The sequence below is a fragment of the Bradyrhizobium sp. SZCCHNRI1029 genome, from assembly GCF_032487555.1.
GTDB lineage: Bacteria > Pseudomonadota > Alphaproteobacteria > Rhizobiales > Xanthobacteraceae > Bradyrhizobium.
Window position 1 is genome coordinate 186,358 of sequence record NZ_JAUEUK010000003.1, and the last position, 21,638, is coordinate 207,995.

Here is a 21,638-nt window from a genome sequence, read left to right on the forward strand (position 1 = left end):
GGCAGGGTCTCCTTGTTCGTTACTCAACCGTCAAGTCCGGCGCAGCCATGGCGCCGGGCTGGATCGGTGGACGCTTACGAAAGTACAGCGGCGCGAACGCCTGCTTCTGGTTCAGCTCGAGCTTGCCTTCGCGAACCAGCTCGAGGACGGCCGCAAAGCTCGATGCGAAGACGGTGGCCTTCTGTGCAGGCTCGACGACGTAGTCCAGCAGGTAGTCGTCGAGACATCCCCAATCGTCCGAGACCTCGGTCATGCCGACCAGACGCTCGAGCGAGGCGCGGGCCTCGGCAAGCGACCAGACCGTGCGCTTGGCCATATGAACGGACGTGACGACGCGCGACTGCCGCTGGATGGCATAGGCCGACAGCAGGTCGAACAGGGTCGCGGTGAACTTGGGACGACGAACCTCCGCTATGGCCTCCGGGTTGCCGCGCGGGAACACGTCACGCTGGAACTGGGGCCGGTTCATCAGGCGATTGGCGGCTTCGCGGATCGCCTCCAGCCGGCGCAGCCGGTTGGCAAGTGCCGTGGCCATCTCCTCGGCGCTCGGACCTTCCTGCGCTGGCGGCTCGGGCAACAGGAGACGCGACTTCAGAAAAGCGAGCCAGGCCGCCATCACGAGATAGTCGGCGGCGAGCTCCAGCCGGATCTTGCGGGCAGCCTCGATGAACTGGAGATATTGGTCGGCGAGCGCCAGGATGGAGATCTTGGCAAGGTCGACCTTCTGCTGCCGCGCCAGCGCGAGCAGCAGGTCGAGTGGGCCCTCGTAGCCCTCGACGTCGACGACCAACGCCGGTTCGGCCTCGGCCAGCTCCGTCGTGGGACGGCCGGTTTCAAACGACAGAATTTCAGCGGTCATGCGCTAGCGGATCCCAGCCGGTTGATCAAGGCGTCGAGCTCGCCGCGCGCGGCGTCACGATCGAAGCCTGTGGGTGCCTTGCGCGCCGCAAGCGCGCGATCGGCGCGGATCAGAGCCTGCCCTTCAAGCTCCGGCGTCTCGGCGGCCACGGCCTGCATCTCGTCGAGCTTGCCGTTGCAATGCAGAACCATGTCGCAGCCAGCCGCCACGATCGCACGCGTGCGCTCGGCGATCGATCCGGCCAACGCGTTCATGGAAACGTCATCACTCATCAACAAACCCTGGAACCCGATCCGTTTGCGAATCACCCGTTCGATCATTGTCGCAGAAGTCGTGGCCGGATGGGCGGCGTCGATCGCGCTAAACACAACATGTGCAGTCATCGCCATCGGGAGGTCGGCCAGCGGCCTGAACGCGGCGAAATCGGTTGCGTCGAGTTCCGCTTCTGGCGCGTCCACGGTCGGCAGCCGGAAATGGGTGTCGGCGGTGGCCCGGCCATGCCCCGGAATGTGCTTCAGCACCGGCAGCACGCCGCCCTGCTCCAGCCCCTCCGTCACCGCCCGGGCGATCGCCGCCACCTTTTCTGGCGTCGTGCCATAGGCTCGATCCCCGATCACGGCATCGGCGCCCGCGACAGGGACGTCGGCGAGCGGCAGGCAATCCACGGTGATGCCGAGCGCGAGCAGGTCGTCGGCGATCAGGCGAGCGCTGAGCCAGGCGGCACGGACGCCTGCGGCCGAATCAAGGTCGTAGAGACGGTCGAACACCACGCCGGCGGGATAGACCGGCCAATGCGGCGGCCCCAGCCGCTGCACCCGGCCCCCCTCTTGGTCGATCAGGACCGGAGCGTCGGCGCGGTCGACGCAGGCCCTTAATTCCTCAACCAGTGCAGTCACTTGGGCGGGCGACTGGACGTTACGTTTGAACAGGATGAAGCCCCAGGGCCTGAACTCGCCGATGAACGCGCGCTCGGCGTCGGTGAGATCAGGCCCGGAGATGCCGGTAATGAAAGCCCGCATGGTCATGCGGGCCGCATAGACCCCGCCTCGGGGCCGGTCAAGCAGGCCTTAATTGTTGCTAAACGGGAAACACTGTCCGCCGGCAGTTTTCAACGATCCGCACATCTTGTTGGCCTCTTCCTTCGTCGCGAAGGGTCCGACGGCTGCGCGGTACCTGACGCCGCCCTTCTCACCCAGATCCATCCGCTTGATGATCGGCTCATATTTGCCCAGCACGGCGCCGTACTTGTCCTGCACCGCCTTGTAGGACGACATCGCCTCCGCCTCGCTGGCCTGCGACGAGATCGAGACCAGGTAGCCGCCGGTACGATCGGTCTGGGTCTGCTCGGTGACCGGCACGGCCGCGGCGATGCGCGCCGGTGCGGCCGGCTGCGGTGTCAGCGGCATCGGGCTGTCGTTGGCGGCCGACGCGTTGGCGTTGGCCGGCGATTTGCGGCCCTTCGGCGTCGCCGCCGGCTTGGTTGCAGGCGTCGCCGGCATCGGCGGATCGGCCGCAGCGGCCTGATTGCCCCCCGTCACGGACAGCGTCTTGATCGGACGCGGATCACTGTTGGGCAAAATGCCGTTGGCGTTGGCCATCTGCGACATCGGGGCCGCCCCGGCGCTGACCGGTGGCGGAGCCGCATTCTGGTTCATCTGCGGGAACACCACGCGCGGATTGCCGCCGCGGGCGTTCAGATCCATCGGCGTCTCCTCGCGGGACACCAGCTTCTCGCCGCCGTCATTGCCGAGCAGACGATCCGGCACCTTCGGCGTCGGATCCTGCTGGGCCATGATCTTGGTCGGACTGTTGTCGGCGCGAATGATCGGCGGCTCGCCGGTACGGCCGGACGAGATGTAGGTCTTGTAGCCGTAGGCGCCGCCGGTGCCGACCACCGCAAGGGTCAGCACGGCGAGCACGGTGCTCATTCCGCTGCGCCGCCGCGGCCGCTCCTCTTCCTCGCCCTCGTCGTAACCGTCCTGATAGCCGTATTGGCCGTCCTGGAAATCGTTGTCGCCCTGAAACCCCTGCTGTCCCGAGCCCATCTGCCCGAACAGCGCATCGTCATAGCGCGAGGAGTCCGGCTCGTTGTCGTCGAAGCCGTTGTCGCGGTTGTAGTCGCGGTCATTCTCGGCGAACCCGTGGCGCGATTCCCCGACGCTGTAGTCGAGCTTGGACAACTGATCGGCGAACTCCGCGTTCGGATAACCCTGCTGCTGCCGGGGAGCGGGCGCGGGCGCGAAATCCTGGTCCGGGAAACCCGGCTGGCCGCGCGGATCCTGATAGCCCGCCGGAAAGGCCGGCGGTGCAGGCGCCGGCTGCGGCGGCTCGCGGCCGATGTCAGCGAAGGGGTTGGCGGCGGCAGGCTGGGCACGTTGCATCCAGGCCGGAGCGCCGGCCGGAGGCATGCCGGGAACCGGCTGTTCCGGCGCGGGCGCCGCGGGGCGCGCCATCGGACGCGGTTGAGATTGCGGAGTTGCCCGGCCCGAGGCGGCAAAAGGATCGTTCTGCCCGATCAGGCGAGCGAGTTCGGCGAGCGGATCGGCATCGGCCTGCTGGTTTCCACCACGGCCAAAACCATCAGCGGGAAAGGGTCTGTCCTGGTAACGATCAGCCATCGTGATGAAGCGTCCCTGCGGGTGAGCCGCATATGCGTCCTAAGGCGGACCCTGCCAGATTGAGGCCCCCAACTGAAGTCGTGTGTTTCCCCCAATCAGCGCATTGCATCAGGAGCATTAACGCCCAAGATCGCAAGTCCCGACGCCAGAACCGAGACGACGCCCTGAACCATGGCCAAACGTGCCTTGGTCAATTCTGCATCATCATCGATAATGAAGCGTAAATAGGGCAAATCCCGCCCCCGCGTCCAGAGGGCGTGAAATTCGCTTGCAAGTTCATACAGGTAGAAGGCGATCCGGTGCGGCTCATGCGCCAGCGCTGCGCTCTCCACCGTACGTGGGTACAGTGCCAGGCGTTTCAAGAGGTCGTGTTCGGCCGAGTCGGAGAGTTTTTCGAGGTTGGCCTCGCGGAGGAACGCTAACCGCGCCCCCTCGTCCTCCGGCAGGTCCCGGAAGCTTTCCCGCGCATTGCGAAAGATCGAATGCCCCCGCGCGTGGCCATACTGGACATAGAATACGGGATTGTCGCGCGACTGCTCGATGACATTGGCGAGGTCGAAATCGAGCACGGCGTCGTTCTTGCGGTAGAGCATCATGAAACGGACCGCATCGCGCCCCACTTCATCAACAACTTCCCGCAAGGTGACGAAGTCGCCGGAGCGCTTCGACATCTTCACCGGCTCGCCATTGCGCAACAGCTTGACGAGCTGCACGACCTTGACGTCGAGCACGGCCTGTCCGGCCGTCACCGCTTTCACCGCCGCCTGCATGCGCTTGATGTAGCCGCCGTGATCGGCGCCGAATACGTCGATCAGGTCGGCGAAGCCGCGCTCGAACTTGTGCCGGTGGTTGGCAATGTCGGAGGCGAAGTAGGTGTAGCTGCCGTCCGACTTGATCAGCGGACGATCGACGTCGTCGCCATAGGCCGTGGCGCGGAACAGAAGCTGCTCGCGATCCTCCCAATCCTCCACCGGCGCGCCCTTGGGCGGCGGCAGACGGCCTTCATACACGTCGCCCCGCTCGCGCAGGAACTCGATCGTGTCGGCAACCTTGTTGGTGCTGCCTGCAATCAGCGAGCGTTCCGAAAAGAACACGTCATGACGGATGTTGAGCGCGGCGAGATCATCCTTGATCTCGGCCATCATCATCGCGATCGCCTTGTCGCGCACGATCGGCAGCCACTCGGTCTCAGCGAGCGCCTTGAGCTTGTCGCCGTGCTCGGCCGCGAGCGCCTGCCCGACCGGCTTGAGATAGTCGCCGGGATAGAGCCCTTCCGGAATGGCGCCGATGTCCTCGCCCAGCGCCTCGCGATATCTGAGGAAGGCGGAGCGCGCGAGTACGTCGACCTGAGCGCCGGCATCGTTGATGTAGTACTCGCGGGTGACGTCGCGGCCGGCGAACTGCAACAGGCTGCATAGCGCGTCGCCGAACACGGCGCCACGGCAATGGCCGACATGCATCGGCCCGGTCGGATTGGCCGAGACGTATTCGACGTTGACCTTCGGCGTGCCCGGCACCGGCGCAACGCGGCCGTATTCGGCGCCTTCGCGCAGGATCGTCGCCAGCGCCTTCGCCCAAACCGTCGGCTGCAAAGTGAGATTGATGAAACCCGGACCGGCGACGTCGACCTTCGCCACCAGCGCATCTTCGCGCAGGCGCTGGGCGATCTGCTCGGCGAGATCACGCGGCTTAGCCTTCGCCTCCTTGGCGAGCACCATCGCCGCGTTGGTGGCCATGTCGCCATGGCTCGGGTCGCGCGGCGGCTCGACGACCACGCGCGAAAAATCGATGCCCTCGGGCCAGCCGCCATCCTTGGCGAGCGCGGCGCAGATCGCGTGCACGCGGGCCAGCATGTCGGCGAAAAGATAGGGGGTGGACGCTTGTTCAACCATGCCGCCGCCTAACGCAAATCCGGAGTCGAGTCAAAAAGCCGGTGGTGCTCCGTTAAGGCGAAACGGTCCGTCATTCCGGCGATAAAATGGCCGATGCGGCGAGCCCGATCGCCCTCGCCGTCGCAACCGTCCAGCCAGCCCGCGGGCAGCGTCGAACCGTCCTCATGGTAGCGGCCGTACAGGTCGGCGACGATGCGCTCGGCGTCGCGCATCACCCGCATCACCCGCTCATGGCGGTACATCCGCTGCCAGAGAAACCCCTTGATGGTCGCCTCATGCTCGGCCACATCGGCCGGAAATGCCACCAGCGGCCCGCTGTGCCGCCTGATGTCGTGAGGCGACATCGGCTGCGCCCGCGCGATCCGGCGCTCGGCCTCGGCCGCTACGGCGGCGATCAGGTAGGAGATCAGCTCGCGCACCAGCTCGGCGCCGCGCCGGATCGGATCGAGCGCCGGATATTGGCGATCGATCTCGGCGATCATCGCGGCCAGCAGGGGAATTTCCTTGAGGTCGTCGACCGTGAACAGGCCGGCCCGCAGCCCGTCGTCGATGTCGTGGGCGTCATAGGCGATGTCGTCCGCGAGCGCCGCGACCTGGGCCTCGAGCGAGGCGTAGCTCCACAGCTCCAGGTCGAACCGGGTATTGAACTCGGCGATTCCCGGCGGGATCGGCTCCTGCAACGGCCCGTTGTGCTTGACGATGCCCTCGAGCGATTCCCAGGTCAGGTTGAGTCCGTCGAAATCCGGGTAGCGCTGCTCGAACGACGTGACGATGCGCAATGTCTGGGCATTGTGGTCGAAGCCGCCATGGTCCGCCATGCAGCGGTTCAGCGCGCGCTCGCCGGCATGGCCGAACGGCGGATGGCCGAGATCATGCGCCAAGGCCAGCGTCTCCGTCAGGTCCTCGTCGAGGCCGAACTGCCGGGCCAGCGCGCGGGCGATCTGGGCCACTTCCAAAGAATGGGTCAGGCGGGTGCGGTAGTGGTCGCCTTCGTGGAAGACGAACACCTGGGTCTTGTGCTTCAGCCGGCGGAAGGCGGTCGAATGGATGACGCGGTCGCAATCCCTGCGGAACGCGCTGCGGGTCCGGGACGGCGGCTCGGCGAACAGGCGGCCCCGGCTGCGATCGGGATCGCAGGAATAGGGAGCGCGGGGGGCAGCCATTCCGACCGACACGGGCGATTGTTCCTTTTGCGGTTTGATTCCTCGGCGGAGCCCACTTAACTATGGGGAGCGCCCGGCACCAAATGAATAGGGCATGACGCGCTACCTCGGAGACCTCCTGCCATGACTGATGCCTCGACCGGCCCCGTCACCATCAGCGAACGCGCCGCCCGCCGCATCGGAGAGATCCTCGGCAAGGAGAGCGCCGGCGCGATGCTGCGCATCTCGGTCGAAGGCGGCGGCTGCTCCGGCTTCCAGTACAAGTTCGACATCGACCGCGCCAAGGCCGACGACGATCTCGTTATCGAGCGCGATCGCGCGGTCGTGCTGGTCGATCCGGCCTCGGTGCCATTCCTCGCCGGCTCGGAGGTGGATTTCGTCGACGACCTGATGGGCGCCTCGTTCCGGGTCAATAATCCCAACGCCACCGCCTCCTGCGGCTGCGGCACCAGCTTCTCGGTCTAGCGTCCCCTCGTTGTCGGCTCAGGCCTCCGCCGTCGCAGCCGGGACATCTGACGGCGCAAGCGCCGGCGCCTCGACGTTTGGCGCGGGCGTTCCGATCGCCTTCAGCATTGCCGCCACCATGGCCGGCTTGCGCAACGGCTTGGCCAGAAAGTCGGTCATGCCGGCCTCGCGGCATTGCTTGATGTCGTCCGGGAAGGCGTTCGCGGTCAGCGCGATGATCGGCAGCTCGGCGAGCCGTCCACCCTTGGCCCGGATGGCCCGGGTCGCGGCGATGCCGTCCATTTCCGGCATGCGAACGTCCATCAGCACGAGGTCGAACTCCTGTTCGTCGGCCGCCTTCACCGCCTGCACGCCATCCGGAACGATGCATTTATCGACCGGGAACTCCTGCAGCATCTTCGACACAACCATGCGGTTGGTGGCGTCGTCCTCGGCGATCAGCACGCGCAAGGGACGGCCGAGTGCCTCGATCCGTGCCTTGAGGTCGCCGGCGCCGACCCGGTCGCCGCGCTGATCGGACACCTGCTTGTCGCTCCACGGCAAGGTCAGGCTGAAGCGGAAGGTCGAGCCTTCGCCCTGCACCGACGACACCGCGATGACCCCGCCCATCTGCTCGATGATCCGCCGGGAGATCGCCAGCCCGAGCCCGGTGCCGCCGAAGCGGCGGTTGATCGAGGCATCGGCCTGGGCGAAATCCGTGAACAGCTTGCCGACCCGATCGGCGGGAATGCCGATGCCGGTGTCGGAGACGCGCCACTCGATCGTCGCCCTGTGGTCGTCGCGCGTGCGGCAGGCTACGGCGATGGTGATGCCCCCCTGCTCGGTGAACTTCACCGCGTTGGAGGCCAGGTTGATCAGCACCTGACGAATGCGCGCCACGTCGCCCTTGAGCGCCGGCGGCAGCTTCGGATCGATGTCCGCATTGACCAGCAGGCTCTTCGATTTCGCGTTGACGCCCATGATGGCGGTGACCGCCTCGACCAGCGCCGCCGGCGAGAAATCCACCGTCTCGAATTCGAGCTTGCCGGCGTTGAGCTTGGACAAATCGAGGATGTCGTTGAGGATGCGCTGCAGGTTGTCGCCGGACTCGCGGATCGTCATGACCGCGTGACGCTGCTCGTCGTCGAGCTTGGTCTCCAGCAAGGTCGAGGCGAGCCCGAGCACGCCGTTCATCGGGGTGCGGATCTCGTGGCTCATCATTGCCAGGAAGTCGGATTTGGCACGGCTTTCGGCTTCCGCCTGCTCGGCCCGCCAGCGCTCGGTGACGTCGCGGCCGAAGCCGCGATAGCCTGCGAACTTGCCCTCGTGATCCCGCGCCGGCCGCGCCGTCAGCGCCCAACGGCGGCGCTCGCCGCCAGCCACCACGACATGGATCAGAATTTCCGGGATCGACAGCCGCTGCGCCATGCGATCGGCCAACGTCTTGAGCGTCGCCGTATCGGTCGGGCAGAGATATTTCAGCGTATCGATCAGCCGCTCGCCCTTGAGCTGATCGAGCGGAAGCTGGGCCACGTCGGCGAAACGCTGCGGCGCGTCGATCAGCCGGCCCTCGGCATCGGTCTGCCACAGCCAGCTCGCGGCGTTTTCCTGGAATTCCTTCAGGAGCAGCGAGATCGTCTCGTTCTGGCGCTCGTGCCGGATCTGCGCCTTCAGGTTCTCCAGGAACACGTTGCCGTGCGACACCAGGTGCCGCACCATGAACGACGTGTAGAGCAGCAGGAACACGACGAGCACGAGATAGGTCGCGCCGCCGCACAGAAACAGCGAGCCCACCGAGGCGAGCATCAAGGTCCAGGTGTAGGCGAGACCAGCCCGCGGCACGCTCGACATCGCGAACGCGCCACCGGAGATCATCCCGGTCATCAGTGAACCCACGATGATCTGCAGATGCGGATCGACCTGCGGCATCACGATCAGCGGCAGCGATCCCCAGATCGTCGCCAAGAAGAACGCCTGCAGCGTCATCCGGGAGATGGCGCGCTCGGACGCCTCCTGCGGCCGCGACTTGCGCGCGCGCCACCAGCCGCGCAGCGCCATGCCGCCGGCCACGCCGATCGCAGTGCCCCACGCGATGAGGAAGAGATTGGAGACGGTGTTCCAGAACACGCCGAGAATGATGGCCGCGTTCGCGAAATTGATGCCGATTGTCACGGGGACGAGGCGCGCGACGGCATCGACCTGCCGCGCCCGGATGCGCCGGCGATCGCGCTCGGTCAGCGCTTCGTCGTCGAGACCCTCGATGGCGCCGAAGCCGCCGATCCAAAGGAAGAACGCGCCCAGCGGACTGGCGCTTGCGGTTCGCTTCGAACTCGTGGGATCCCCAGGCCAATTCATGAGGGCGCGATGCTTTCCTTGTGGTCCCTTGCCATGCCTGATCGGCTGCTTCAGCCGCGTTAATTGTTCCGCCCGTAGAATTACGGAACCTCCGAATGCGCGCGCTGGCAGCGCCGGATGCAGCTCATCGTTCCCGCGGCACGATGTGCCCGAGTCATGATCGTCCGTTTCCCCCTCGTTCAGGTCGAGGGCGCAGGGAATGCCGGGTGCTGGCCGCAACCCATGGCCCGCCTGCAGAAAGAAAGCAGGCGGCAGTCACCACAGGTCCAGCCGGTCAACCGGCATTCCCTGCACGACGGCTCTACGCCTTATACGCATTCTCCCCGGGGACCGGGCTGTCTTGCCCCCGTGACCGGCGGATCATCGTCACCACCGGCGTGGCCTCAGCGTCGGGAGACCAGGACCATGCGATTTCGGCGTGCGCCCTGTGCCGTTCGTCCGCACGGCATCACGCCATGCTGCGGCCCACGACGCCCATCGCATCCCACCCCGCGTGTCGTGACGATCGCGATACGCCCCTCGTGCCGGGGCGGGACGGCGACATAGGAGCATGAATTCTGTAAAAGCGAAACCACGATATTTTTCGCACCGGGACTGGACAGGGCAAATCAGCTTGAAGGCGCTCGTGGAATTAATCTCTCGGCGCACGCTATTCGACGCCGGCTGCGCCCAATTGGCATCGCCAACATGGGTCATGCGGTGAATCGATTTGCCCGACGTGCACGCGGGATCGCAATCACCACGTCATTGTTCGCTGATCCCTCACAGCACCGCGCCGGAGGCGTAGGCACTGGCCCAATGCGGAAAACCGTTTTCGGCGGCACGCGCCGCCGCGTGATCCCAGTCATAGGTCAGCGCCAGCAGCTCGGCCTGCCAATGTCCGCGTCGCTCGGTCAGAACCGCGTAGCGCGCGTGCGGCGAGCGATGTTCGAGCTGGGCTGCGATCGGGATGTCGCCGAACACCGGGCAGCCGACGCTGCCGGGGTTGATCACCAGCGGCCCACGGGGCACCTGCACCACCGCCTGCCGGTGGCTGTGGCCGCACAGGACCAGCGTGGCACCGCCGATGTTGGTGAGACGTGAGATGAGCACGTCGCGGCGCGCCGGGACGTAGCGGCCATCGTCCAGCATCTCTTCGAGCAGGAGGGCGCAGTCATCGTCTGGCGTGCCATGCACAGCGAGGATGCCATGCTCCAGCGCGATCCGCGCCGGCAGGGCATGCAACACACGGCGCTGTTCAGCGGTCAGCGCGGCCTGCGCGAAGCGGCCGGCCGGAGAGAGCTTCTCTTCCGGCAACTCCTCGATCCAACGATCGTGGTTGCCGCGCACCGTGGGCAGCGTCAGGGATTGCAGCAGATCGAACGTCTCCCGCGGCCACAGCGGGCTGGTCACGCAGTCGCCAAGATTGACCGTGGCATCGACGCCGCGCATCTTGATGTCCGCGAGCACCGCCTCCAGCGCCGGCAGATTGCCATGCACGTCGGAAATCACAGCCAGCCGCATTGTCGCCCCCTCGCAGTCCCGTCTCTCTTCAGTCGCTTGAGGTAGAACTCTAGCATCCTCGTCATTGCGAGCGAAGCGAAGCAACCCAGAGTCCTTGGCGGCCCTGGATTGCTTCGCTTCGCTCGCAACGACGGTGGAGACGCCGGATGGACTAAAGCGCGGCGCCTCCTCGCTCGCCTATACTGCAGCGGAGGCGGTGGCCTCGGCGCTCACGACGCTGAGGCGTCGCTGCGCGTCTTCAGCTCCCATGCAGCCACATCCTCGCCGTCATGCCCGCGCAGGCGGGCATCCAGTACGCCGCGGTCCATCGGTATCGCCACAACCGCCTCGGCGCACTGGATCGCCCGGTCGAGCCCGGCGAAGACAGTCGCGTTTGTCGCGAGGGCACTGCTCCCTTGGTGGTTGCGAAAATTCCCTCACTGCAGCGCCCCGATCGCGAACACATCCGCGCGCTCGATGATCAGGTCGCGGAACAGGCGGGCGCGGTGCGACATCCATTGCGGGTCGGGATAGACGACGTGAAGCGGCAGCGACGAAACGTCGTAGTCGGGTAGCAGATGGATGAGCCTGCCTGACGCAATGTGTTGAACCGCGCACCAGTCCGGCAGCACGGCGGCGCCGAGGCCTTCCAGCGCCGCCAGGGTCATGATGTCGGCGTCGTCGCAAGTGAGCGAGGGCGTGATGCCGACGACGTGGCGGCCGGTTTCGGATTCGAGGCTCCACTCGTTCTTCGGCGACAGCCGCGAATAGGTCACGCAGGGGAGCTGGCGCAGATCATTGGGCAACCGCGGCGGGCGGTGTCTTGCGAGCAGCGATGGCGCCGCAACCAGCAGCCGCTTGACCGTGCCGACGCGCCGCGCGACCAGCGAGCTGGAGCTGAGCACGCCGATGCGGATGGCGAGCTCCGTCCCGGTCTCCACGAGGTCGACGAACTGCTCGGTGAAGCGGATGTCGAGCCGCACCTCGGGATAACGGCGGCCATATTCGGCGAAGACGTCGCTGAAGAAATGGCGGCCGAACGAGGTCGGCACCGTCATCCGCAAGGTGCCCGAGGGCGCGCCGACGCGCTTCGGCGACGGCATGCCCGCGCTCTCGAACAAGCTGACGATGTCCTTGGCGAGCTTGAGGACGCGATCGGCCTCGGCTGTCGGCCGGAGCTTGCGCGTGGTGCGGACGAACAGGCGACAGCCGAACTGCTCCTCCAGGAGCGCGATGCGCTTGGTGATCGCCGGCTGTCCCAGGCCCAGATCGGCCGCGGCCTGGGTGAAGCTGCCGGCTTCCATGACGCGGATGAAGGTCTGCAGCGCGTCGATCCGGTCCATCCATTCCTCCCCGGAATGAGTTTTATTCTCGTCATTCCGTATACGTCAGGAGGCGGGCCGGTCTAGCCTCTCAAAAAATCAAACGGAGGGAGACCATGGAGAAGTCGATTGGCATCGTCGGGGCCGGCATCGGCGGGCTGCACCTGGCGCTGCATCTGCAGAAGAAAGGCATCCAGGCCACGGTTCTGACCGACCGCGAGCCGGAACAGTATGCTGCAACGCGGTTGATGAACACGGTGGCCCATCACGGCATCACCGTGGCGCGCGAGAACGAGCTCGGCGTGAACCACTGGGACAGTCCCGAATTCGTCTATCACCACCACGATCACTACTTCAATTTCCCCGGCAGCCCCCTGCTCTTTCGCGGGGCCTTCAAGCAGCCGAGCCGCGCGGTCGACTACCGGATCTACCTGCCGGCGCTGATGAAGGATTTCGAGGACCGCGGCGGCGCGATCGAATATGCCAGCATCCAGGACGACGACATTCCGGCGCTGGTGGCGCGCTTCGACCTGCTGGTGGTCTCGACCGGCAAGGGCGCGCTGGGGCGGATGTTCAGCCACCGGCCGGAGCTGTCGCCCTACAACCAGCCGCAGCGCCTGCTCTGCGTCGGCCTCTATGACGGCGTCGACCACGGCAGCCCCGAGGGCGACGATCCGCGCGGCGTGACGCTGTCGGTCTCTCCGGGCCATGGCGAGATGATCGTGATTCCGACGCTCACCTTCGGCGGCATGAAGACGGCGCTGCTGATGGAGAACATTCCCGGCGGGGACATGGCCGAGCTGGTGTCGCTCAACTACGACGCCGATCCCTCGGCCTTCCGGCAGACGCTGCTCGACAAGCTGGAGAAGCACCATCCGCACACCTACAACCGGATCGACACGCACCGCTTCGATCTGCAGCCGCTGGACCTCTTGCAGGGCGCCGTGGTGCCGACCGTGCGGCGCTCCTCGGTCAGCTTCGACGACGGCAAGATCGCGATCGCGCTCGGCGACGTGCACTCCGTGGTCGATCCGATGATGGGCCAGGGTGCCAACATGGCCTCCTATGCTGCGTTCGAACTCGGCAAGGCGATCACCGAGGCGGTGGCGTTCGACGACCGCTTCGTCGAGACGGTCGATCGCGCCCGCGAAAACCGCGTGCTCGCCGCGGCGCGCTGGACCAACCTGATGCTGCAGCCGCCGTCGGAGGCGATGGGCCGGCTGATCTTCACCATGGCGCAGGATCGCGGGCTCTGCGACGAGTTCACCGACAATTTCAACTACCCGGAGCGGCAGTGGGACCGGCTGGCGAGCGACCGGCGCATTCATGCCTGGATCGACGAGCGGACGCGGCTCGCGGCGTGAGGCGTGATGACGGAGAGCGGCCGATGAGCCATCATCCGGATGCCGTGGGTTTTCGCGCAGCCGCGTCGCGGTTCTCCACCGGCGTGACCGTCGTCACCAGCAGCGATGGCGACGGCGCGCCGGTCGGCATGACCGCCAACAGTTTCACCACGGTCTCGACGCAGCCGCCGACGGTGCTGGTCTCGCTCAAGCGCGGCCGCACCTGGCAGGCGGTGAGCGCGTCCGGCCGCTATGCGGTGAATGTGCTCGCGGCCGATGATGTCGCGATCGGCCGGCATTTCGCCGGCGCGGCCCTCGCACAGGGCGCGCCTGCCTTGGACGCGCGTGACGGCTTCTTCCTGCTGCCGGCGGCCATTGCGCAATTCGGCTGCGAGGTCGTGAACACGGTCGAGATCGCCGACCACACGCTGTTCATCGGCGAGGTCCGCTGGTGCCGCCACCAGGACGGCCTGCCGCTGGCATTCTACGCCAGCCGGTTTCGCAATGGGCTGGGCGCGGAGATAGTGCCAAGCGATGGGCTGGCGTATCCGGCGGAGGGGTGGACGATCTGATCGCGCGGGTGGCCAGTGTCCTTCAAGCCGCCGCTGCTTACCCTCATGGTGAGGAGGCGCGCAGCGCCGTCTCGAACCATGAGGCCGCAGCGTTGGCCTCGCCCTTCGAGACGCCCGTCCGCGGCGGGCTCCTCAGGGTGAGGAGCGAGAGGTTCTCTCTTCAACGAAAATCTGATGCGGTCCGCCGGGACGACTTAGTGAGCCAAACATCGTCACATTGAAGACTGCGGGTCCGGCACAGTCGTGAGGCTCAACCGCCGATCAGTCCGGGGTCGATGCCCCCCGTTGTGGCGGCTCCAGAATGACCGAAGCGCGGCCACGTGACGATCGAACCTAATTTTACGTCCCGTCCGGCGTCGTCGTCAAATGGATCGGCACTGCAGGCACGAGGCCTCAGGCTGATGATCCACAGCAGTTCCGCTCGTCCTGGACTAGCGACGCTCGTTCAGCATCGGGAAGCCGCGCCGATGCCAGACCGGATAGGCCGCCGGCGTGTCGTTCGCGGCGTCGAGCGTGGCCACCTGCTCCGCCGTCAGGCTCCAGCCGACCGCGCCGATATTCTCGATCAGCTGGCTCTCGTTGCGGGCGCCGACGATGATGGTCGCGACCGTCGGGCGCTGCAGCAGCCAGTTCAGCGCCACCTGCGGAATGTTGCGCCCGCCTGTGATTCCCACGCCATCCGCCTTGACCGGAGTGGTCGCGGCTTGATCTAACCGGGGCCGTTTCTCCTTCCCCCCGGGAACCTCAAGCCAATGCGTATCGCCACTTGGAACGTCAATTCGGTCCGGCAGCGGATCGATCACCTCCTGACCTGGCTCAAGGAATGCTCCCCGGACATCGTCTGCCTGCAGGAGATCAAGTGCACGGACGACGCATTCCCAAGGCTGGAGATCGAGGCGCTCGGCTACAACGTGGTGACGCACGGCCAGAAGACCTTCAACGGCGTCGCGCTGTTGTCGAAGCTGCCGTTCGACGAAACCAAGTCCGGGCTCGACGGCGATGCCGAGGACGTGCATGCGCGCTTCCTGGAGGGCGTGGTCAGTCTCAAGCACGGCGTGGTGCGCATCGCCTGCCTCTATCTGCCCAACGGCAACCCGCCGAACACGGAAAAATATCCCTACAAGCTCAAATGGATGTCGCGGCTTCGTGACTACGCGCGTGAGCGGCTGAAGACCGAGGAGCCGCTGATCCTCGCAGGTGACTTCAACGTGATCCCCGCTGCCGCCGACGTCTCCAACCCCGAGGCCTGGGTCGAGGACGCGCTGTTCCGCCCGGAGACGCGCGAGAGCTTCCAGTCGCTGCTCGGCCTCGGGCTCACCGACGCGCTGCGCGCCGTCACCGATGCGCCGGGGCAGTACACGTTCTGGGACTATCAGGCCGGCGCCTGGCAGAAGAACGCGGGGATCCGGATCGATCACCTGCTGTTGTCGCCGCAGGCCAGCGACCGGCTGGTCGAGGTCGGCATCGACAGCTATGTCAGGGCCTGGGAGAAGCCGTCGGATCACGTGCCGGTGTGGGCCGATTTCGATCTCGAGACGGCGTAACTCGAGGACGGTCCATGACGATCTACACACGGCGGCAATTGTTTCCGCTCGCAATCGTGCCGCTGCTGGCGGCGAAGCCGGTGCTTGCCGCCGACCTGCAGGCCACCATCGCCGGCATCGAAGCCGACAGCGGCGGGCGACTCGGCGTGGCGCTGCTGGACACCGCGAGCGGGGCGCTCAGCGGCCATCGGCTCGACGAGCGTTTCCCGATGTGCAGCACCTTCAAGGCGCTGCTGGCGGGCGCGATCCTCACCAAGGTCGATGCCGGCACCGAGCAGCTCTCGCGCCGCATTCCCATCGCGCAAGGAGACATCCTGTCCTACGCGCCGGTCACCAAGGCCTATGTGGGGACGTCGGGCCTGTCGGTCGGCGAATTGTGCGAGGCGACCGTGACGCTCAGCGACAACACGGCGGCGAATCTGCTGCTGGCGAGCCTCGGCGGCCCCGCCGGCCTGACCCGCGCCATCCGCGGCTTCGGCGACGCCATCACCCGGCTCGACCGCATCGAGCCTGCGCTCAATGAAAGCGTGCCCGGCGATCCCAGGGACACCACGACGCCCGCGGCGATGGCGCAGACCTTGGCGAAGCTGACGACCGGCACGGCGCTGTCGGCGGCATCGCGCGACATCCTGAATGGCTGGCTGATCGCCTGCAAGACCGGTGGCGCCAAGCTGCGCGCCGGCCTGCCCGGCGAATGGCGCATCGGCGACAAGACCGGCGCGGGCGAGCGCGGCAGCAGCAACGATGTCGCCGTGATCTGGCCGACAGGGCGCGTGCCGGTCGTCGTGAGCAGCTATCTCACCGAGACCAAGGCCAGCGACGACAAGCGCAACGCGGTTCATGCCGCCGTCGGGCGGGCTGTTGCGGACGTGCTCGGGGCTTGAACCGCGCGCGCGCCGAGATCGATCTCGCGATAGACCGCTGCAATCGCGTCGAAGCCGGCGCGGAGCTGGCGCATCTCGCGGCCCGCAAGGCGCACGTTGATGCCGGCATCGTGAGGTAGCAGGCTCGCCGCGGCATACAGATCGTCGATCCGCGCAAGTGCACCGACGGAATGCTGACGGAGCGCAGCGCGATCATGCCCCGGCGGTAACACCAGCACGGCTGTCCCAAAGGCGCGGTGGCCCTTGAACATCGCCATCGCGGGAGCGCGCAGATGCATGCGGTCGATCAGGAGTGGCTCATCGCCCGGCCTGCGGACGATAAGGGTGGAGTTAAGCTCGCGGAACAGCCGCCCCTGCCCGTTCGGATCGTGCATCGTGAAGGCGTCCGTGACGAGCGCCGAGGCGTCTTGCGCACAGTCCAATTCGAGCACCTGGCACAAGGCAGCATCGGGAAACAGGATGCGCGGCTCGGGCCTGTAGTCGAGCGACGCATGGGTCTCGACACGCAGCAGCACCTGCTCCATGGCGCGCGCCCCCGGCTCGGCGCGATGCACTGACGTGGCGCCCTGGGTGGTCACGCCGACCGCCGTGCCTGCATGCAGCGTGAAATGCTGCACCAGCCGGTCCTCGCCATGCACCGCGCCACTGCCGGTCTGCAGGATCACGCTGAGCAGGTCCGGCCGCTCGGCATCGGTGTGGAAGCTGCGTGTCAGCACGAACGGCCACGCGAACAGCCGGCGGTCGATCATGGTGCGGCCGCCGCGGCGAACGAAGGAGAGATCGAGCCGCGGCGGCTCTGGGGCTGAAGCGCTCACTTGCGGAACAGCACCTCGCGCTCGAGCAGATCGACGATCGCATCAATACCCTCGCCGCGTCGGCAGTTGGTCAAGAGCACCGGACGGCCGCCGCGCACCTCGGCCGCTTCGCGCCGCATGCGATCGAGATCGACGCCGACATGCGGGGCGAGATCGACCTTGTTGATGACGAGCAGATCGGCGCGGATCACGCCGGGGCCGCGCTTGCGCGGGATGTCGTCGCCGCCGGCGACGTCGATCACGAACATCCAGAAATCGGTGAGGTCGCGCGAGAAGGTCGAGGCGAGATTGTCGCCGCCGCTCTCCAGCAGGATCAGCTCGACGCCGGGAAAGCGCCGCTCCAATTCGTCGGCGGCCTCGATGTTGAGCGTCGGGTCCTCGCGGATCACGGTGTGCGGACAGGCGCCGGCTTCGACCGCCGACACGCGCGCCGGGTCGATCAATCCCGAGCGGCGGACGCGCTCGGCATCCTCGGCGGTGACGAGATCGTTGGTGATGACCGCGATGCCGATGCCGCGCGCCTGCAGCGCCGGGATCAGGCGCTCGACCAGAGCGGTCTTGCCGGAGCCCACCGGACCGCCGATGCCGACGCGCGCGGCGGTCATCGGCGCATCGGTGCGGGTGAGAGCGAGACGGCTCATCGCAGCATGAACCTCCTCGCGAGCGGCACGGTCGTCGCGGGCGGGCACATCAGCAGCTTGCCGTCGGCACGGACCTCGAAGGTCTGCGGATCGACCTCGACATGCGGCATCGCCGCGTTGCGGACCATGTCGGTCTTGCGCAGCCGGCGCACGTTCTTGATCTGCACGCTCTCACGGCCGAGCCCAAGCTTGGCGCGGATGCCGGCGTCGACCGCGAGCTTCGACATGAAGTTGACGCCGAGCCGCTGTGGCGCTGCGCCGAGCGCACCCCACATCCGCTTCTGGATCATCGGCTCGGAGAGACCCAGACTGCCATTGCCGTCGCCCATCGCGGCCCACACCGGGAAGCCGTTCTTGATCACCATGTAGGGCTTGAGGCCGAACGAGGCGCGCGGCCACAGCACGAGATCGGCCATCTTACCGACCTCGATGGAACCGACGACATGATCGATGCCGACGGCGATGGCGGGATTGATCGTGAGCTTGGCGACGTAGCGCTTGATGCGCTCATTGTCGGCGCGCGCGGTGGTCTCCTCGGGCAGCCGACCGATGCGGTCCTTCATCACGCTGGCGAGCTGCCAGCATTTGGCGACGTTCTCGGCGAGACGTCCCATGCCTTGCGTGTCCGTGCCGAAGATCGAGATCGCGCCCATGTCGTGCAGGAAATCCTCGGCCGCCATCGACTGCGCCCGCACCCGCGCCTCGCCGAACATGACGTCTTCGGGCGCGTTGTAGTTGAGCTGATGACAGATCATCGTCATCGGCACGCCCTCCTCCATGCCGTAGGAGGTGTAGGGATTGGTCGGATTGGTGGAGGACGGGATCACGTTCGGCCAGGACACGACTTTGAGCAGGTCGGGTGCATGGCCGCCTCCGGCGCCCTCGACGTGATACATGTGGATGGTGCGGCCGTCGACCGCCGCCATCGTGTCCTCGCAGAAGCCGTATTCGTTGATCGAATCGGTGTGCAGATGCACGGCGAAGTCGTTGCGGTCGGCGGCGATCAGGCTCTTGTCGATGACGTCGGGCGCGGCGCCAAAGTCCTCGTGGATCTTGACCGACATGCCGCCGGCCGCAACCGCCTCCTCGACAGCTTCGGGATCGGAGCCGCCGCGGCCGAACAACGCGTAGTTCAGCGGCGAGAACTCGATCGATTTCAGGAAGTGCCCAAAATTCGGCCCCGAGCCCGAGCCGACATCGAACACCGGCCCCGAGCCGTTACCGATCATGGTCGTGGTGCCGCCGGCCAGCGCGTGATCCGACTGCTCCGGCGAGATCAGATGGGCGTGGCTCTCGATCGCGCCGGCGGTGACGATGAACGGGCCGCCGGCGATCGGCGCGGTGGTGTGGCCGACCACCATGTCCGGATGCACGTCCGGCATCACGTCGGGATTGCCGGCCTTGCCGATGCCGACGATACGCCCGTCGCGGATGCCGATGTCGGCCTTCACGATGCCGGCGACGGCGTCGACGATGGTGGCGTTCTTGATGACGACGTCGAGGGCCTTGTGCTGGGAGGTGCGGTGCGCTGCGACGGCCTCGCCGTCACGCAAATTCTTGCCGGCGCCGACCAGCAGCTCATGACCGTAGGTGGTGTAGTCGTGCTCGATCTCGGCGAGCAGGCTGGTGTCGGCGAGCCGGATGAGATCGCCCTTGGTGGGGCCATACAGCTCAGCATAGGCGCGGCGGGTCAGCGTGGCCATGATCTAAGCTCCCAGATAGCCGCGCGACTGCGCGAGCTTCAGCGCGGCATCGCGGGCGCCGGGTGCATCGAGCGAGCCGTTGACGAGTCCGGCCTGGCCGCGCACGATCCGGTCGCCGGTGATCGGCACGAGGCGCACCGATTTGGTGACGCCCGGCTCGAAGCGGACGCCGAGTCCAGCCGGACGATCGATCTTCATGCCCCAGGCGACGGCACGATCGAACAACAGTGCGCGGTTGACCTCGAAGAAATGGGTGTGGCTGCGCACCTGGATGTCGCGGTCGCGGGTGTTGACGACGTCGAGCGTGACCGCCGGCAGCTCAGTGAACATCGCGATGTCGTCGCCGCCCGCAATGATTTCGCCGGGCACGAACGCGTCACCCGCAGTGCCTTCGGCCGGCTGGATCGGCTCGAACAGCGCCATCACCTTGGTGCCCTCGGCGAACATCAGCTCGACGTAGAGCATCGGGATCATCTGGGCGACGCCGGGCTCGACGTCGTCGGTCGTGAGCAGCCGTCCGGCCATGTCGCGGATCTCGGCATAGGGCAAATTGCGGCGTGCCGCGGTCATCACCTCGTCGGTGATGTAGGCCACCGCCTCCGGATGGCTGAGCCTGATGCCGAGCAAGCGGTTGCGCCGCGCCATCTGCGCGGCGTTGAAGATCACGAGACGATCCATCTCGGTCGGCGTCAGGTTCATCATGGCGCGGCACCTCTGGTCAGGTCGTGAACATGCGCACGTGCCGCAGCGGACCGCGCGACACGGCGATGTCGATGAAGGGCGTGAAGCTCGACGGCATCGCGTCGTCGGCGGGTGTCTCGTCGAGCAGATCGGCGAGCCGTGCGCGGGCAAGCGCGAGGCTGCGCTGCGACTCGATGTGGCCGATCAGGCCGAGCCGCACGGCGGCGCTGACGAGGCCGGCGACGAGGGTCCAGCCGGAGACCAGTTCGGCCGCGTCGAGGCCAAGGCCGGCATCGCGGCCGGTGATGGCTTGTACCACCGGCAGATGTCCGAGCCGCGCATCGGCAGAAGCGCGGGCACGGTACGCCTGAGATAACGGACCGGCGAGCTTGACCCAGACGCCGAGCAGCGCCCTGCCCGCGCGCCGCGAGCCCTCGCGCATCTCGGCCGACGGCGTTGTCGCCTCGGCGAGGCGATCCACGGCGGCGATCGCGGCAATGTCGTCGGCGTGCCAGGCGCGGCGGAGCAGGATGCGATCCATGCTGGCCCAGCGCTGCGCGAGGTGATCGGCAATAACGCCGTCGAGGTCGGCGCGACCGGACAGCAGGCCGTCGGCCGCGAGGCCTTCGATGCCCCAGGAGAACGCAAAGCCGCCGGCGGGAAAGGCACTGTCGCCGAGCTGCAGCAGCGCGAGCGCCTCGCCGCGGTCAAACATGATCGCGCTCCACGACCTCGCCGGCATCGAGCAGCGGCTGGATGCGGGCGCGATAGGTGTCGAGCGGGGCATCGAGCAGCACGATCAGATGATCGTCTTCGAAGCGGACGCGCCAGTGCAGGTTGCCGGCGTGCCAGCCGAGCTTCAGCGCACAGGCCGGATCGCGCGCGCGCAGGTGCCAGACCTGCTCCTCACCGAAGCGGGCGATGATCGCGCGATCGGAATCGAGATGCAGCAGCGCGCCGTCGACGAGCTGTTCGTCGCGATCGAGGCTGACGGCGCAGTCGGTGCCGCGATCGGTGGTCAGCCGGAAGCGCCTGCGGCCGGCGTCCTCCGGCGGCACGAACAACAGCTCGATGCCGCCGCGATGCTCCAGCGCATGGAGCCGGCCGGCATAGGCCCTGTCGTCGGCGCGTCCTATGATGCCGTGCAAACGGAGCATCGGCGTGATTTCCTCTCGTTGACGTCATCACTGTCATTCCGGGGCAGCCCGCCAGGGCTGAACCCGGAATCTCGAGATCCTCAGGTACGCAATTGCGCACCATAGTTCGATGCTGTCGCATCGCCCCGGAATGACTGTGGAGACGGTTGGTACCTCCCAGCGC

20 protein-coding genes are annotated in these 21,638 nt (G+C 66.7%); 5 read left to right on the forward strand and 15 right to left on the reverse strand.

Annotated elements, in window-relative coordinates:
• Positions 1-19 precede the first annotated feature (19 nt).
• The 5 genes from QW861_RS10015 to QW861_RS10035 all read right to left on the reverse strand — a co-directional run bounded on the left by QW861_RS10015 (position 20) and on the right by QW861_RS10035 (position 6,544).
• Positions 20-859 carry a ScpA family protein gene (locus tag QW861_RS10015; protein WP_315751001.1) on the reverse strand — a complete coding sequence of 280 codons (840 nt, stop codon included), beginning with the start codon at positions 857-859 and terminating at the stop codon, positions 20-22.
• Positions 856-1,884, reverse strand: a complete 1,029-nt coding sequence (nagZ, locus tag QW861_RS10020; RefSeq protein WP_316192976.1) for a beta-N-acetylhexosaminidase — start codon at positions 1,882-1,884, stop codon at positions 856-858. Before nagZ ends, QW861_RS10015 begins: the two co-directional genes overlap by 4 nt.
• 42 nt (positions 1,885-1,926) lie before the next feature.
• On the reverse strand, positions 1,927-3,477 hold the full coding sequence (locus tag QW861_RS10025) for an SPOR domain-containing protein (RefSeq protein ID WP_315750999.1): 1,551 nt from the start codon (positions 3,475-3,477) through the stop codon (positions 1,927-1,929).
• A 95-nt stretch (positions 3,478-3,572) separates the two neighbouring features.
• Positions 3,573-5,369, reverse strand: coding sequence for an arginine--tRNA ligase (argS, locus tag QW861_RS10030; protein WP_315750997.1), 1,797 nt, complete (start codon positions 5,367-5,369; stop codon positions 3,573-3,575).
• 8 nt (positions 5,370-5,377) lie between these two features.
• Complete coding sequence (locus QW861_RS10035; protein ID WP_315711700.1) at positions 5,378-6,544, reverse strand: deoxyguanosinetriphosphate triphosphohydrolase; 1,167 nt, start codon at positions 6,542-6,544, stop codon at positions 5,378-5,380.
• A 111-nt stretch (positions 6,545-6,655) separates the two neighbouring features.
• On the opposite strand from QW861_RS10035, the gene erpA reads away from it, so the two are divergent.
• On the forward strand, positions 6,656-6,997 hold the full coding sequence (erpA, locus tag QW861_RS10040) for an iron-sulfur cluster insertion protein ErpA (protein WP_315711699.1): 342 nt from the start codon (positions 6,656-6,658) through the stop codon (positions 6,995-6,997).
• An 18-nt stretch (positions 6,998-7,015) separates the two neighbouring features.
• Here erpA and QW861_RS10045 read toward each other — a convergent pair whose 3' ends face one another.
• From QW861_RS10045 to QW861_RS10055, 3 genes are all read right to left on the reverse strand, one after another.
• The gene (locus QW861_RS10045) at positions 7,016-9,331 is read right to left on the reverse strand and encodes an ATP-binding protein (protein WP_315750995.1); all 2,316 of its coding nucleotides are present in this window, start codon (positions 9,329-9,331) and stop codon (positions 7,016-7,018) included.
• 762 nt (positions 9,332-10,093) lie between these two features.
• On the reverse strand, positions 10,094-10,834 hold the full coding sequence (locus QW861_RS10050) for a metallophosphoesterase family protein (protein WP_316192977.1): 741 nt from the start codon (positions 10,832-10,834) through the stop codon (positions 10,094-10,096).
• A gap of 416 nt (positions 10,835-11,250) precedes the next feature.
• Complete coding sequence (locus QW861_RS10055; protein ID WP_316192978.1) at positions 11,251-12,156, reverse strand: LysR family transcriptional regulator; 906 nt, start codon at positions 12,154-12,156, stop codon at positions 11,251-11,253.
• Positions 12,157-12,251: 95 nt separating this feature from the next.
• Between QW861_RS10055 and styA the strand changes: the two genes are divergently transcribed.
• Together styA and QW861_RS10065 are read left to right on the forward strand one after the other, a co-directional pair.
• Positions 12,252-13,499, forward strand: coding sequence for a styrene monooxygenase subunit StyA (styA, locus tag QW861_RS10060; protein ID WP_316192979.1), 1,248 nt, complete (start codon positions 12,252-12,254; stop codon positions 13,497-13,499).
• A gap of 23 nt (positions 13,500-13,522) precedes the next feature.
• A complete protein-coding gene (locus QW861_RS10065; protein WP_316170164.1) occupies positions 13,523-14,050 on the forward strand; it encodes a flavin reductase family protein in 528 nt (175 codons plus the stop codon).
• 431 nt (positions 14,051-14,481) lie between these two features.
• Here the strand turns inward: QW861_RS10065 and QW861_RS10070 are convergent, their stop codons facing one another.
• Positions 14,482-14,724 (reverse strand): aldo/keto reductase, encoded by a 243-nt coding sequence (locus QW861_RS10070; RefSeq protein WP_316165307.1) that lies wholly within the window; start codon positions 14,722-14,724, stop codon positions 14,482-14,484.
• 78 nt (positions 14,725-14,802) lie between these two features.
• Here QW861_RS10070 and xth point away from each other — a divergent pair, with 78 nt between their 5' ends.
• Together xth and bla are read left to right on the forward strand one after the other, a co-directional pair.
• The gene (gene xth, locus QW861_RS10075; RefSeq protein ID WP_315711692.1) at positions 14,803-15,594 is read left to right on the forward strand and encodes an exodeoxyribonuclease III; all 792 of its coding nucleotides are present in this window, start codon (positions 14,803-14,805) and stop codon (positions 15,592-15,594) included.
• Between the two features lie 14 nt (positions 15,595-15,608).
• Positions 15,609-16,478 (forward strand): class A beta-lactamase, encoded by an 870-nt coding sequence (bla, locus tag QW861_RS10080; RefSeq protein ID WP_316192980.1) that lies wholly within the window; start codon positions 15,609-15,611, stop codon positions 16,476-16,478.
• Here bla and QW861_RS10085 read toward each other — a convergent pair.
• The 6 genes from QW861_RS10085 to ureE are packed head-to-tail and all read right to left on the reverse strand — an operon-like array spanning position 16,433 to position 21,475.
• Complete coding sequence (locus tag QW861_RS10085; RefSeq protein WP_316192981.1) at positions 16,433-17,293, reverse strand: urease accessory protein UreD; 861 nt, start codon at positions 17,291-17,293, stop codon at positions 16,433-16,435. The two genes, bla and QW861_RS10085, sit on opposite strands and share 46 nt — an antisense overlap.
• On the reverse strand, positions 17,290-17,934 hold the full coding sequence (gene ureG, locus QW861_RS10090) for an urease accessory protein UreG (RefSeq protein WP_316192982.1): 645 nt from the start codon (positions 17,932-17,934) through the stop codon (positions 17,290-17,292). Before ureG ends, QW861_RS10085 begins: the two co-directional genes overlap by 4 nt.
• Positions 17,931-19,637 carry an urease subunit alpha gene (gene ureC / locus QW861_RS10095; protein WP_316192983.1) on the reverse strand — a complete coding sequence of 569 codons (1,707 nt, stop codon included), beginning with the start codon at positions 19,635-19,637 and terminating at the stop codon, positions 17,931-17,933. The genes ureG and ureC overlap by 4 nt, the downstream gene beginning before the upstream one ends.
• Positions 19,638-19,640: 3 nt before the next feature.
• On the reverse strand, positions 19,641-20,339 hold the full coding sequence (ureB, locus tag QW861_RS10100) for an urease subunit beta (RefSeq protein WP_316192984.1): 699 nt from the start codon (positions 20,337-20,339) through the stop codon (positions 19,641-19,643).
• A 16-nt stretch (positions 20,340-20,355) separates the two neighbouring features.
• Positions 20,356-21,033: an urease accessory protein UreF gene (locus tag QW861_RS10105; protein WP_316192985.1), complete on the reverse strand. Its 678-nt coding sequence runs from the start codon at positions 21,031-21,033 to the stop codon at positions 20,356-20,358.
• Complete coding sequence (gene ureE / locus QW861_RS10110; RefSeq protein WP_316170159.1) at positions 21,026-21,475, reverse strand: urease accessory protein UreE; 450 nt, start codon at positions 21,473-21,475, stop codon at positions 21,026-21,028. The genes QW861_RS10105 and ureE overlap by 8 nt, the downstream gene beginning before the upstream one ends.
• Positions 21,476-21,638: the final 163 nt, after the last annotated feature.